Below are 13,074 nucleotides of genomic sequence, written 5' to 3' on the forward strand. Positions count from 1 at the left end.
CGTCTGCGGGCGCTGCCCGGCGGCGCACGGCCCAGGCCGCCGGAAAAAAGTATTGACAATCCCCCTCCCGCCGCTTACACGATTCGTCTTTCGAGCAACTCAGAGGAGCCGTCATGAAAACGTTTAGCCCGACGCCCAAAGATATTACCCGCAACTGGTTCGTGGTGGACGCCTCGGACAAGATCCTGGGCCGCCTGGCCACGGCCGTGGCCGTGCGCCTGCGCGGCAAGCACAAGGTGGAGTTTTGCCCCCACCTGGACACCGGCGACTTCATCGTCGTGGTCAACGCCGCCAAGGTGCTCACCACCGGCCGCAAGCTGGACCAGAAGAAATATTATCGTCATTCCGGGTGGATCGGCGGCCTCAAGGAAACCTCCCTGCGCGATATGCTGGCCAAGAAGCCCGAGGAAGTCATCCGCAAGGCGGTGCGCGGCATGCTGCCGAAAAACCGCCTCGGCCGGGCCATGCTGAAAAAGCTCAAGGTCTATGCCGGCGAGGCCCATCCCCACGAGGCCCAGAAGCCCGAAACCCTCGACGTGTAACCCGGCACGCGGAGACTATACGATGAGCGACGAATTCTACTACGGCACCGGACGCCGCAAGTCCGCCGTGGCCCGCACCCGCCTGTACAAGGGCAACGGCCGCATCCTGGTCAACGACCGTCCCTTCGAGGAATATTTTCCCCGTCCCACCTTGCTCGCCATCGTGCGCCAGGCCCTCGTGCTGGCCAAGCTCGACGGCCGGGTGGACGTGAAGGTCAACGTCGCCGGCGGCGGCATGACCGGCCAGGCCGAGGCCGTGCGCCACGGCATCTCCCGGGCCCTTTGCTCCCTGGACCCCGAGCTGCGCGGCGTGCTGAAAAAAGCCGGCCTGCTCACCCGCGACTCCCGCGAGAAGGAACGCAAGAAGTACGGCCAGCGCGGCGCCCGCGCCCGGTTCCAGTACTCGAAGCGCTAAGCCGCGCGGCGACTCCGAAGTTGTCAAGGCGGGACCGCTGGCGCGGTCCCGCCTTTTGTCGTCGGCAACCCCCAGGCCCTCTCGAAGCGGCTTTCCCTGCGCCGCGCTCAATCCGCTTCCATCAGCCCGTCTCGGCACGTCTCCATGAACCCGGCAAGGGCCGGGCTCAGCCACTTGTCCTTGTGCCAGACCATGAGCACGCCGGTCTCGAGTGGCTCTTCCCAGGGCAGGACGACGAGACGGCCGGCAGAGGCCTCGGCCCGGACCGCGATCTCCGGAACGATCGTGACGCCGAGTCCGGCCATGACATAGCGCCTGACAGCCTCCACGGAACCGCACTCCAGGACGACCGAAGGCTGGCAGCCGGCCTCGGTCAAAAGGCTTTCGAACAACCGGCGGTAACTGCAGTCCGAGGAAGCGAAGACCAGGGGCATGCCTTCGAGGGCTGCGGGGCCGACCGTCGGCAGCCCGGCCAGCGGGCAGCCCGGCGCGGCCACCACCACCAGCGGTTCACTGCCGAGAAAATCGGCCCGCATGTCCCGATGCGGCATGTCGGCGGCCAGGACAAAGGCCAGATCGGTCACGCCCCGTCGTAGATCCTCGGTCAGTCCGTCGAAGGCGCAGGGGATAATCCGCAGACGGACGTCGGGGCAGCGCCGGCGAAAGCGGCAGAGCACCCCGGGCAGCCGCCAGGTGCAAAGCGACTCCGGAATCCGCACGGTCAGCGCGCCGCGGACCAAGCCCTCGCCCGACACCCAGGCCCGGGCCTCCTCCTCCAGGTCCAGGAGCTTGCGCCCGTACTCCAAAAGCCGTTCTCCGGCCTCGGTCAGCACGACGCGGCGTCCGAGCCGGTCGAAGAGCCGCACCCCGAGTTCGACCTCCAGCGCCTGCACGCGCACCGACACCGTGGACTGGGCCGCGTGGAGCGTTTTCCCGGCCTGGTTGAAATTGAGCAGGGAGGCCACGGTCACGAACGTTTTGAGGTCGCGCAGTTCCATAGGGCACCCTTCGGTCGGACCGATCGTTTCGATAACAAAGAATCATTGGACGCGATTTCACCTGGGTATAAATAGAATAATCAGATCGAAACATTTGGTCAAAATCGTCAGGGATCAGGCGCGAAACGCCGCAACGGGACGAGACCGGAAGGAGCTTGCCATGACACGTCAGGAAACAGAACGGTATGCTTTTGAGACCAAGGGATTGAACTGCGCCGAGACGCTCCTGCGCGCCGGCATCGACTGCCTGGGCATCCAGTCGAACGGAACGCCGAGCCGCATCGCCACCTGCTTCGGGGGCGGCCTGGGACGCTGCCAGGAGGAGCTTTGTGGCGCTCTGGCCGGAGGGACCATGGCGCTCGGCCTGGCCTATGGCCGGGACACGGCCGGGGACTCGGCCGAAACGGCCTACGAGGCGGCCGCGGAATTCCGCAGGCGGTTCGTCGCGCTCCATGGCGCGAGCCGCTGCCGGGAACTCCTCGAAGTCTTCGGCGAGCAGGAAGATTGGTCGGCCTGCAAGCGCCTGATGGCCGAGGCCGCCGGCCTGCTGTACGACCTGGTCAGCGAGGTTTCGGACAGAACGTAGCGGGCCGGGACGGTCGGCTTCCCCTTCCCTTGGGAGCGGACACCCCGTAAAGGAAGAACCACATCACACGTTCCCCGGGCGAGCCCCTGTCCGACAGGCGGCCGCCCGGGTTTCCGCGCCTTCGGGGGGACGCATGGCTGAACACAAACCGCAACCCAAGCTCGTCTTCGCCGACGACGACGGCAACATCTACGACCACCCGGAGCTGGAAATGCTCGTGCGCCGGGGCGACCGGCTGGAGCCGCCGCGCCCGGACGAGATCATCCCCCTGCCGCCGGAAAGCGAACTCTTTCTGCTGCCCGGCCGCGACGCCCTGGGCTTCGACCCCGAGTCCGGGGAGATCGAGCGCCTCGAGGACCGGGCCGTGGCCGCCTTCGTCTGCCCCGGGCACACGCTCTCGGCCACGGCCGCCTACGCGGCCAACCCCGGCGCGCCGGTGCTGCCCCTTTTCGCCTACGGCGCGGTGGGCTTTTCCGGGGACCGGTTCGTGGTGGCCGCCGCCCGGGTGGACGAGGACAGGCGGCAGGTCTTCACCGGCATCTCAAAAGACCGCATCGTCAAGGGCGCGCGGGCCCTGCGGACCAAATACCCGAAAAACCACCTCATCGAGCACCTCTGCGGCTGCGCCCTGACCTCGTGCTGCCCGGCGGCGCGCAATCTGGCCCTGGGGCGGTTCGAAGCGCCGCTGCCCACCTCGCGGGCCTGCAACGCCCGCTGTGTGGGCTGCCTGTCGCTGCAGGACCCGTCCTCGGGCTTCCCCTCCACCCAGAGCCGCATCGCCTTTCGGCCCACGGCCCAGGAGATCGTGGAGGTCATGGCCGAACACGGCCGCCGCGAACCCCGGCCGGTCTTCTCCTTCGGCCAGGGCTGCGAGGGCGAGCCGCTGACCGAGATCCGGGTCATCGCCGAGGCCGTGGCCCGGTTCCGCAAAAACGGCGGCCGGGGCACGGTCAACATCAACACCAACGCCAGCCTGCCCGACGCCGTGGAGGCCTTCGCCGCCGCCGGCGGCACCTCCATCCGGGCGAGCCTGTCGAGCGCCGACGCCGCGCTCTACGAGGCCTACTACCGCCCCCAGGGCTACTCCTTCGCCGACGTGGGCCGAAGCCTGGCCCGGGCCCGGGCTTCGGGCCTCTTCATCTCGCTCAACTTCCTCTTCTTCCCGGGCGTTTCGGACACCGAGGCGGAACTGGCCGCGCTCACGGACCTCATCACCGAGCACCGGGTGGATTTCGTGCAGCTGCGAAACCTCAACCTCGACCCGGAACTCTACCTCGCCGTGGCCAAAAAAAGCGGCGCGCTGGCCAATCCGGCGCGCCATGCCTCCATGGGGCTCAAAAACTTCCGCAAGCGCCTGCGCAAGGCCTGCCCCTGGCTGCGCTTCGGCTACTTCAACCCCGTGGTCGAAGCGCCGCCGGCGTCGGCCTGAGCGCGTTTTCTCGAGAGAATTCGGACAAGAAACGAAATGGGCCCCGGATCGCCGAGGCAAAAACGCCCCGGCACGGGAGAACGTGCCGGGGCGTTTCACTTTAGCGCGCGGCGAGGCGGCTAGAAGTCGTAGTTGTAGGTGGCGACGTAGGCTTCGATACGCTTGTGGGAAGCGTCGATGCGGGCGCGCAGGTCCTTCTTGTACTGTTCGAGGTCGATGGTGCGCTTGGCCACGCCCGTGTCCATGGCCGCCTTGGCCACGGCCGGGGCCTCCCATTCCAGCATGCGGAAGTCCAGCGCCTTGGGGATGACGTAGTCGATGCCGAACTTCACGTCCTTTTCGCCGTACATGTCCATGACCTCGACCGGCACCGGCTCCTTGGCCAGGGCGGCCAGGGACTTGGCCGCGGCCATCTTCATCTCCTCGTTGATCTTCTTCGAGCCCACGTCCAGGGCGCCGCGGAAGATGAACGGGAAGCCGGAGACGTTGTTGACCTGGTTGGGGAAGTCCGAGCGGCCGGTGCCCATGATGGCGTCGGGACGGGTTTCCTTGGCGTCGTAGTAGGGGATCTCCGGATCCGGGTTGGCCATGGCGAAGATGATGGGGTTTTTCCCCATGGACTTGACCATGTCCTTGGACACGAGGCCCTTGGTGGAAAGCCCCAGGAACACGTCGGCTCCCTTGAAGGCTTCGCCGAGGGAGGCGTAGGCGTGCTTCTGGGCGAACTGGGCCTTGGTCGGGTGCAGGCCGGTGCGGGCGGTGTTGATGTGGCCCTTGGAGTCGAACATGGCGATGTTGGCCGGATCGACGCCGAGCGTCACGTAGAATTTGGAGCAGGCGATGGCCGCCGCGCCCGCGCCGGAGACCACGATTTTCAGGTCCTCGATCTTCTTGCCGGCGATCTCCACGGCGTTGAGGATGCCCGCGCCGGAGATGATGGCCGTGCCGTGCTGGTCGTCGTGGAAGACCGGGATGTCCATGATCTCGATGAGGCGCTGCTCGATCTCGAAGCATTCGGGGGCCCGGATGTCCTCGAGGTTGATGGCCCCGAAGGTGGGCTCGAGGAGCTTGACCGTCTCGATGATCTTCGCGGGATCCTTGGTGTCGAGGTTGATGTCGTAGACGTCGATGTCGGCGAAGATCTTAAACAGCACGCCCTTGCCTTCCATGACCGGCTTGCCGGCCTTGGGGCCGATGTTGCCGAGCCCGAGCACGGCCGTGCCGTTGGAGACCACGGCCACCAGGTTGCCCCGGTTGGTGTACTTCCACACGTTCTCCGGATCGGCGGCGATTTCCAGGCAGGCCTGGGCCACGCCCGGGGAATAGGCCAGGGAGAGGTCCTTCTGGTTGCGGCAGGGCTTGATGGGCACAGTCTCGATTTTGCCGGTGCGCCAGACGGAATGGTACTTGAGCGCTTCTTCCTTGGTGAAAAGGGCCATGTGTGGTCTCCTCGCGTTTGGTGGTGCTACATATCGGCGGAATCGTCCGCCGGTTCGGCCTGTGGCGGATCGGCCGCGGCCGCCCCGAGCAGGCGTTCGGCGATGGCCTTGGCCGCGCGGCGGCCTGCGCCCATGGCCGAAATGACCGTGGCCGCGCCGGTGACGATGTCGCCGCCGGCGAAGACGTTTCGGATCGAGGTTTCGCCGGTGGCGTCATCGGCCACGATGTAGCCCCGGCGGTAGGTTTCGAGGCCAGGCGTGGTCTGGCTGATGAGCGGGTTGGCGCCGGTGCCGACGGCCACGATGGCCATCTCGGCCGTGAGCACGCAGGTGTCGCCCTGGCAGGCGACCGGGGCGCAGCGTCCCGATTGGTCGGGTTCGCCGAGCATCATCCGTTGCATGACGATCTGCTTAAGCCGCCCGTTTTCGTCCCCGATGAATTCCAGGGGGGCGTTTAAGCACAATATCTCGAGCCCTTCCTCCTTGGCGTGGTGGAGCTCCTCCAGCCGGCAGGGCATCTCGTGCTCCGTGCGCCGGTAGGCCAGCGACACCTTCTCGGCTCCCAGGCGCATGGCCGTGCGCGCCGCGTCCATGGCCACGTTGCCGCCGCCGAAGACGACGACGTGGCTGGCCGGGAAGGTCGGAGTGTCCGTGGCCGGGAACTTGTAGGCCCGGCCGAGGTTGACGCGCGTCAGGTACTCGTTGGCCGAGAACACGCCGATGAGGTTCTCGCCCGGGATGCCCAGAAAACGGGGCAGCCCGGCCCCGACGCCGATGAAGACGGCGTCGTAGCCCGATTCCAGCAGTTCCGGCACGGTGATGGTCTTGCCGCCGACCCAGTTGGGGCGAAACTCCACCCCCAGGGCCTTCATGGCCTCGACTTCCTGGCGCACCACGGCCTTGGGCAGCCGGAATTCCGGGATGCCGTAGACCAGCACGCCGCCCACCTCGTGCAGGGCCTCGAAGACCGTGACCGGGATGCCCCGGGCGGCCAGGTAGCCGGCGCAGGTGAGGCTACTTGGACCCGAGCCGATGCAGGCCACCTTCAGGTCGTCGCGGGCCATGGCGCAGGCCGGGCCGCCGGTGACCGTCTCGCAGGCGGACTTGGCCAGGTAGGTGTCGGCCACGAACCGCTCCAGGCGGCCGATGGCCACGGGCTCGCCCTTCTTGCCCACGATGCACGAGCCCTCGCACTGGGTCTCCTGGGGGCAGACCCGGCCGCACACGGCCGGCAGGGAATTGGTCGCGCGCAGCACGGCGTAGGCGGCGTCGTGGTCCCGGGCCGCGACCTGTTTGATGAAGCCCGGGATGTCGATCTCCACCGGACAGCCCTTGCGGCAGGCCGGCTTCTTGCATTGCAGGCAGCGCGCCGCCTCGGCCAGGGCCATCTCCTCGGTGTAGCCGAGGGCGACCTCCTCGAAGTTGCGCGCCCGGACCTTGGGGTCCTGTTCGGGCATGGCGGTGCGGGGGGCCTTGGCTTTCTTACTTGGAGCATTGGCAGACATGGCTTTTCTTGAACTCCTCGTAAGAAACGCGTTCTTGTTCCTTGAAGGACGTGAGCCGAGCCGCCAGGCCGGCGAAGTCCACCAGGTGGCCGTCGAACTCCGGGCCGTCCACGCAGGCGAAGCGGGTCTCGCCGCCCACGGTGACCCGGCAGGCGCCGCACATGCCGATGCCGTCGACCATGATCGAGTTGAGGCTGACCGTGGTCTTAACGCCGAAGGGCTTGGTGGCCTCGGCCACGGCCCGCATCATGGGCACGGGGCCGATGGCCACCACTTCGGCCACGGTCTTGTCTTCCGTCAGCCGCTCGACCAAAAGGTCCGTGACGAACCCCTGGCGGCCGCAGCTGCCGTCGTTGGTGCTGATGAGGACCTCGGGGCAAAAGGAGCACAGTTCGTCGCGAAACAGCAGCAACTCCTCGCAACGCGCGCCGATGATGGTCACCACGTGGTTGCCGGCCAGGTGATGGCCCTTGGCGATGTGGTGCATGGCGGCGATTCCGGTGCCGCCGCCGACGCAGATGACGGGCCCCGCGAGCTTGTGGATCTCGGTGGGACGTCCCAGCGGTCCGCACAGGTCGCGGATGTCGTCGCCGGCTTCCAGGGTGTCCAGATGGGCGGTGGTCTTGCCCATGATGAGGTACACCAGGGTGATGGTGCCGGCTTCGGGATCGGCGTCGGCGATGGTCAGGGGGATGCGTTCCCCGTCTTCCCAGACCCGCAGGATCACGAAGTTGCCCGGCTTCGCCTTGGCGGCGATGTGCGGGGCTTCGATGACCAGTTCCGTGGTCTGGCCCGGTATGAGCCTTCGTTTGCGCAGGATGCGGCTTGGCATGTGTGCTCCGGCGCGCCCTCGGGGCGCGGCTAACCGAGGTTGGGCTTCACGTACAGCTCCCCGCCGTGGCAGTCGTTGATGACCAGGAGCGGGAAGTCCTTGACCGTCAACTCCCGTATGGCCTCGGGGCCCAGGTCCTCGTAGGCGATGACCTTGGCGTCGGTGATGCGTTGGGACAGCAGTGCGCCGGCGCCGCCCGTGGCTCCCAGATACACCGCCTTGAACTCGCGCAGGGCGTCTTTGACGGCGTCGTTGCGCTTGCCCTTGCCGATGGAGCCCTTGAGCCCCAGGGAATGGAGCCTGGGGGCGTAGGTGTCCATGCGGTAGCTGGTGGTGGGTCCGGCCGCGCCGATGGGACGACCCGGAGGCGCGGGGGAAGGCCCGACATAGTAGATGAGCGCGCCTTTCAGGTCAAAGGGCAGCGGCTTTCCTGCGTCGAGCGTCTCCACGAGACGTTTGTGGGCGGCGTCGCGGGCGGTGTAGATGTGGCCGCTGACAAAGACCACGTCGCCGGATTTGAGCTGCTCCACGTCCGCGTCGGAAAGCGGGGTGGTCAGGTGGTATTCGGCCATTAGAAGACGACCTCCTTGTGGCGGGCGCTGTGGCACTGGATGTTGACGGCCAGCGGCAGGCTGGCCAGATGGCAGGGCGCGACCGCGATCTTGACGCCAAGGCTCGTGGTCTTGCCGCCAAGGCCCATGGGCCCGATGCCGAGGTTGTTGATGGCTTCGATCAGCTCGTCCTCGAGTTTGGCGATCTCGGGGTCGGGATGCCGGTCGTCGAGGGGGCGCATGAGGGCCTTTTTGGAGTTGATGGCCGCCAGCTCGAAGTTGCCGCCGATGCCGACGCCGACGATGGTCGGCGGGCAGGGGTTGGGGCCGGCCTCGGCCACGCGGTTCACGACGAACTCCTTGATGCCCTTCCAGCCCTGGGCCGGGGCCAGCATGGTGACGCGGGACATGTTCTCGGAACCGCCGCCCTTGGCCATCATGCAGATCTTGAGCGCGTCCCCGGGCACGATGTCGAAGTGGATGATGGCCGGGGAGTTGTCGCCGGTGTTCTTGCGGCTGAAGGGGTCGCAGGAGGACTTGCGCAGGTAGCCGTCCTTGTACCCCTTGATCATGCCGTCGTTGATGGCCTGGCGCAGGCTGCCGCCTTCCACCTTCACGTCCTCGCCGACCTCGACGAAGAAGACGCCGAGGCCCGTGTCCTGGCAAAGCGGCAGGTTGGTGGTGCGGGAGAGTTCGGAGTTCTCCAGGAGTTGCCGGAAGATCTCCTTGGCCGCCGGGGCCTCCTCGGCGGCGTGACAGGCCTCGAAGGCGGCCTGGACGTCGGCGGGCAGGTCGTGGTTGGCGGCGATGCACATGCCGGCCACGGCTTCCACGATGTCGGATGCCTGGATCGTCTTCATGCTAGAAGTCCTTTTTGAGGAACTTGGGCAGGATGTTTTTGACGGCGGCGAAAGCCATCTTGCGGCGCAGCTTGCCGAGCTGCTCCTGGAGGGGAATCTCCTTGGGGCAGACGTCCTCGCAGGCGAGAAGCCCCATGCAGCCGAAGATGCCTTCGTCCGTGCCGACCACCTCGAAGTACTCCTTCTCGGTGCGCTGGTCGCGCGGGTCCAGGATGAACCGGGCCAGGCGGTTGAGCGCCACCGCGCCGAGGAAGTCCTCGCGCATGATGGCCGTGCCGCAGGCGGCCACGCAGCAGCCGCACTCGATGCAGCGGTCGAGCTCGTAGATCTGCTCGGCCAGGGCGTTGTCCATGCGCTCTTCCTGGGCCTTGGGGTCGAAGAGCTTGTCCGTGTGCACCCAGGATTCGACCTTCTGGTACATGCCCCGAAACCAGGTGCCGGTATCGACCGACAGGTCGCCCACCAGCTTGAAGACCGGCAGCGGCATCAGCGTGATCTCGTCCGGCAGGTCCTTGGTCTTGGTGTGGCAGGCCAGGCCCGGGCGGCCGTTTATGACCATGGCGCAGGCGCCGCAGATGCCGGCGCGGCAGCAGAAGTCGAACATGAGGCTCGGGTCGAGCTCCTCGCGAATCCTGTTGAGGGCGATGAAAAGCGTCATGCGCTCGGTCTCGTCCAGGGTGAAGCGGTCCATGTGCGGCGACGAGGCCGGGTCCGCCGGATTGTACCTGAATATGTTGAACGTCAACGTTCTGCCCATCGTATTCTCTCCTTGGTCTTGCACGTCAGCCCCTCCCTCTATCGGGGAGGTCCAGGAGGGGGTCACCCCCTCCTGGCCGCCGGAGGCATCTTCCTTCCTACGCCTTGGGCGCATCCATGGGGATGATCTTGCCGCCGCCGTAGCCGCGGTCGCCGGGGGGCATTTCGAAGACCTGGGTGGCCGGTTCGTAGTTGAGAGTGGGCAGGTCCGCGCCCGGGGCCCAGGTGGCCAGGGTGCGGGTGAGCCAATCGCGGTCGTTGCGCTCGGGGAAGTCCTCGCGGGTGTGCGCGCCGCGCGATTCGGTGCGCTGCAAGGCTCCGTAGGCCACGCACAGGGCCAGCTTGACCATGCCTTCGATCTTGAGCGCCATGGTGAGCTCGGGGTTGGCCCCCTTGCCGCCGGAGCGCAGCCCCACCTTGCGGGCCCGGCCCAGGATCTCCTGGAGTTCGGACACGCACTTCTCCAGGTCCTTGCCGTTGCGGAAGATGCCGGCCCCCTTCATGATGGAGTCGAACATGGCGTTGCGCACGGTGTAGGGGTTCTCGCCGCCGTTAGCGCAGGAGACGAGGTCCGCGATGCGGGCTTCCTGCCTGTGCATGGCGTCGCGGATGGCGGCCGTGGAGAAGGTGGTGTCCGTGCCCTTGAGGAACTCCACCACCTTGCCGCCGACGATCATGCCGGCGACCACGGTCTCGGCCAGGGAGTTGCCGCCCAGGCGGTTGAAGCCGTGCATGTCCCAGCACGAGGCCTCGCCGGCGGAGAAGAGCCCCTTCAGGCCATAGGCCGCGCCGTCCTTGTCGGTGCGCACGCCGCCCATGGAGTAGTGCTGCGTGGGGCGCACGGGGATGAGCTGGTGCACGGGGTCCACGCCCAGGAAGGATTCGCAGATCTCCTGCACCTCGCGCAGCTTGGTGGAGATGTGCTTCTCGCCCAGATGGCGGATGTCCAGCCAGAGGTGGTCGCCGTAGGGGCTCTTCACGCCCAGGCCCTTGCGCATGTGCTCGGTCATGCGGCGGCTGACCACATCGCGCGAGGCCAGTTCGGCCTTCTCGGGCTCGTAGTCGGGCATGAAGCGGTACTGGTTCACGTCCAGGAGCGTTCCGCCGTCGCCGCGGCAGCCCTCGGTGACCAGGATGTCCGTGGGCACGATGCCCGTGGGGTGGAACTGGATGGCCTCGGGGTTGCCGATGGGCACCACGCCGGTGTTCAGCGCGATGATGTGGCCGCCGCCGTCGCAGATCACCGCGTTGGTGGACTCGCGGTAGATGCGCCCGTAGCCGCCGGAGGCGATGAGCGTGGCGCGCGAGAGGTAGGCCTTGAGCTCGCCGGTCTTCAGGCAGCGCACGATGGCGCCCATGCAGTTGTCGCCGTCGTGGATCAGCGCGATGGCCTCGGCCTTGTCATGGACCTCGACGCCCATCTGGGCGGCGCGGGTGTCCAGGGTGTAGAGCACGGCGTGGCCGGTGCCGTCCGAGGTGTAGCAGGTGCGCCACTTGGCGGTGCCGCCGAAGCTGCGGGAGTGGATCAGGCCCTCGTTCTCCGGCTTCTCGTAGGCGGTGAAGGGCTTGCCGCCCTTGTAGTAGGTCTGCTCGCCGGGCACCACGCGGTTCCAGGGCACGCCCCAGAAGGCCATCTGGCGCATGGCGATGGGCGCGGTGTCCACGAAGATGCGCGCGCATTCCTGGTCCGCGCCCCAGTCGGAGCCCTTCACGGTGTCGGCGAAGTGCACGTCCGGGGAGTCGCCCTCGCCCATGGCGGAGTTGCCCAGCGCCGCCTGCATGCCGCCCTGGGCGGCGGAGGAGTGCGAACGCCTGGCCGGGACCAGAGAAAGGCAGATGACGGAGAAGCCGTTGTCCGCGGCCTCGATGGCCACGCGCTCGCCGGCCAAGCCGGCTCCGATGCACAGAAGGTCGGTTTGGAAGATCTGCATGGCGTTATCCTTATTTGGTGGCGAGGAACATGAAGCGCAGCAGGGTGACCACGCCGATGCCTATCATGATGGCCGTGAGCAGGTTCTCCTTCTTCTTGAAGCCGAACCGGCCCTTGGAGTCGATGACGCCCCACTTCACCATGATGCGGTAGAAGCCGATGCCCACGTGCAGCTCGACCATGGGCAGCAGCACCAGGTAGAAGAGCATCCACCAGCCGTTCTGGATGCGCGCGGCGGACTTCTGCGCGGTGATGGGCAGGTCGGTCAGCACGACCCACATGTGGATGGCGCCCATGATGAGGATGATCATGGCGGTCACGGCCTGGATCACCCACATCCAGGTGTCGGAGTGGTGCATGCGCTTGGCGTTCTGCAGCATGAGCCCCTGCTCCTTGGAGGTGAAGGGGATCTTGCGGGCCGCCAGCACGAAGTGCGTCAGGAAGATCGCGAAGATCACGGGACCGCCCACCTGCGCCATGCCGGTGATCTCAAAGAAGTGTGCGATGGCGTTCATGACGCCGGGGCCGATGATGACGCTGGACACCAGGAACAGGTGCGCCCACATGAACAGGACCAGACAAGCGCCCGACAGCATCTGGAGCCAATCCAGATAGGCGGCGCACTTGCAGCTGACCACGGGTTTGTGGGTGGCGATGGACGGAATCGACATTACATCCTCCCAATCTGTTGTTGGCTTTGAGGTGTGACAGGGCACGGGGTCCACTGACGGTCGCAAGGCGTGGCCTGGGCCTGGGCCTGCGTGCTGCGGCCGGGCGCAGCCGGGGAAGGGGCATCCACCGCAACGCTTGGGAGGGCTGAACCGGGCAGACCCGGGACGCAAACGCGACCGCGCCTGCTGTCCTGGCCGTGGCGGCACCTTGTGGGAGCGCTCGAAACCCGTTCGGTCATTCTCCGTCAACTCCTTGAGAACTAAAAGGATCGCGCTGCGTTAAAATGGTAACGATGGGAGCGGATCGGCCGCATTTTCCGGTGCGGCCCGCCGGTGTGTCCTCGTTTTGTCCGAAGCCCCGCCCGGGCTGCCGCGTCTCATGCGGTACGGGTCTGGGCTTCCCTAGCACATCATCTGTGCAGCATTAAAGGGCAATATGCGTGCCATGAACGCGAGGGTGTGCATTAAAATTTTATCATGCGTGAATTCGAGGTTTTGTCTCGGTTTTTCAGGGGGTGGGGCTAACGCGGGTCACGTGTGCATGTGTGGCGTTGTGGTGT

Annotated in this window: 13 protein-coding genes; 4 read left to right on the forward strand and 9 right to left on the reverse strand. The window is 66.6% G+C overall.

Translation table 11 applies throughout. From position 1 onward, the window contains the following. Positions 1-113: 113 nt before the first annotated feature. Together rplM and rpsI are read left to right on the forward strand one after the other, a co-directional pair. On the forward strand, positions 114-542 hold the full coding sequence (gene rplM / locus Q1K70_RS02465) for a 50S ribosomal protein L13 (RefSeq protein ID WP_300155278.1): 429 nt from the start codon (positions 114-116) through the stop codon (positions 540-542). A gap of 22 nt (positions 543-564) precedes the next feature. Next, a complete protein-coding gene (gene rpsI / locus Q1K70_RS02470; protein ID WP_300155281.1) occupies positions 565-957 on the forward strand; it encodes a 30S ribosomal protein S9 in 393 nt (130 codons plus the stop codon). A 107-nt stretch (positions 958-1,064) separates the two neighbouring features. On the opposite strand, the gene Q1K70_RS02475 is transcribed toward rpsI, so the two are convergent. Then, complete coding sequence (locus Q1K70_RS02475) at positions 1,065-1,955, reverse strand: LysR family transcriptional regulator (protein WP_300155284.1); 891 nt, start codon at positions 1,953-1,955, stop codon at positions 1,065-1,067. Between the two features lie 160 nt (positions 1,956-2,115). Between Q1K70_RS02475 and Q1K70_RS02480 the strand changes: the two genes are divergently transcribed. Both Q1K70_RS02480 and Q1K70_RS02485 read left to right on the forward strand, forming a co-directional pair. Further along, positions 2,116-2,541, forward strand: coding sequence for a C-GCAxxG-C-C family protein (locus Q1K70_RS02480; RefSeq protein ID WP_300155287.1), 426 nt, complete (start codon positions 2,116-2,118; stop codon positions 2,539-2,541). 133 nt (positions 2,542-2,674) lie between these two features. After that, positions 2,675-3,970: a radical SAM protein gene (locus Q1K70_RS02485; protein WP_300155290.1), complete on the forward strand. Its 1,296-nt coding sequence runs from the start codon at positions 2,675-2,677 to the stop codon at positions 3,968-3,970. Between the two features lie 119 nt (positions 3,971-4,089). Here the strand turns inward: Q1K70_RS02485 and Q1K70_RS02490 are convergent, their stop codons facing one another. The 8 genes from Q1K70_RS02490 to Q1K70_RS02525 all read right to left on the reverse strand — a co-directional run bounded on the left by Q1K70_RS02490 (position 4,090) and on the right by Q1K70_RS02525 (position 12,514). Beyond that, positions 4,090-5,409, reverse strand: a complete 1,320-nt coding sequence (locus tag Q1K70_RS02490; protein WP_300155293.1) for a malic enzyme-like NAD(P)-binding protein — start codon at positions 5,407-5,409, stop codon at positions 4,090-4,092. A gap of 26 nt (positions 5,410-5,435) precedes the next feature. Further along, positions 5,436-6,914: an NADPH-dependent glutamate synthase gene (gene gltA, locus Q1K70_RS02495; RefSeq protein ID WP_300155296.1), complete on the reverse strand. Its 1,479-nt coding sequence runs from the start codon at positions 6,912-6,914 to the stop codon at positions 5,436-5,438. After that, complete coding sequence (locus Q1K70_RS02500; protein ID WP_300155299.1) at positions 6,892-7,746, reverse strand: sulfide/dihydroorotate dehydrogenase-like FAD/NAD-binding protein; 855 nt, start codon at positions 7,744-7,746, stop codon at positions 6,892-6,894. Before Q1K70_RS02500 ends, gltA begins: the two co-directional genes overlap by 23 nt. 29 nt (positions 7,747-7,775) lie before the next feature. After that, positions 7,776-8,318 carry a Fe-S-containing hydro-lyase gene (locus Q1K70_RS02505; RefSeq protein WP_300155301.1) on the reverse strand — a complete coding sequence of 181 codons (543 nt, stop codon included), beginning with the start codon at positions 8,316-8,318 and terminating at the stop codon, positions 7,776-7,778. Beyond that, positions 8,318-9,157 carry a fumarate hydratase gene (locus Q1K70_RS02510; RefSeq protein WP_300155304.1) on the reverse strand — a complete coding sequence of 280 codons (840 nt, stop codon included), beginning with the start codon at positions 9,155-9,157 and terminating at the stop codon, positions 8,318-8,320. Before Q1K70_RS02510 ends, Q1K70_RS02505 begins: the two co-directional genes overlap by 1 nt. A 1-nt stretch (position 9,158) precedes the next feature. Then, positions 9,159-9,914: a fumarate reductase iron-sulfur subunit gene (locus Q1K70_RS02515; protein WP_300155307.1), complete on the reverse strand. Its 756-nt coding sequence runs from the start codon at positions 9,912-9,914 to the stop codon at positions 9,159-9,161. 97 nt (positions 9,915-10,011) lie between these two features. After that, positions 10,012-11,844: a fumarate reductase flavoprotein subunit gene (locus Q1K70_RS02520; RefSeq protein WP_300155310.1), complete on the reverse strand. Its 1,833-nt coding sequence runs from the start codon at positions 11,842-11,844 to the stop codon at positions 10,012-10,014. A gap of 10 nt (positions 11,845-11,854) precedes the next feature. Then, a complete protein-coding gene (locus tag Q1K70_RS02525) occupies positions 11,855-12,514 on the reverse strand; it encodes a succinate dehydrogenase/fumarate reductase cytochrome b subunit (protein WP_300155313.1) in 660 nt (219 codons plus the stop codon). Positions 12,515-13,074: the final 560 nt, after the last annotated feature.

Source organism: Solidesulfovibrio sp. (assembly GCF_029978005.1).
Lineage (GTDB): Bacteria > Desulfobacterota > Desulfovibrionia > Desulfovibrionales > Desulfovibrionaceae > Solidesulfovibrio.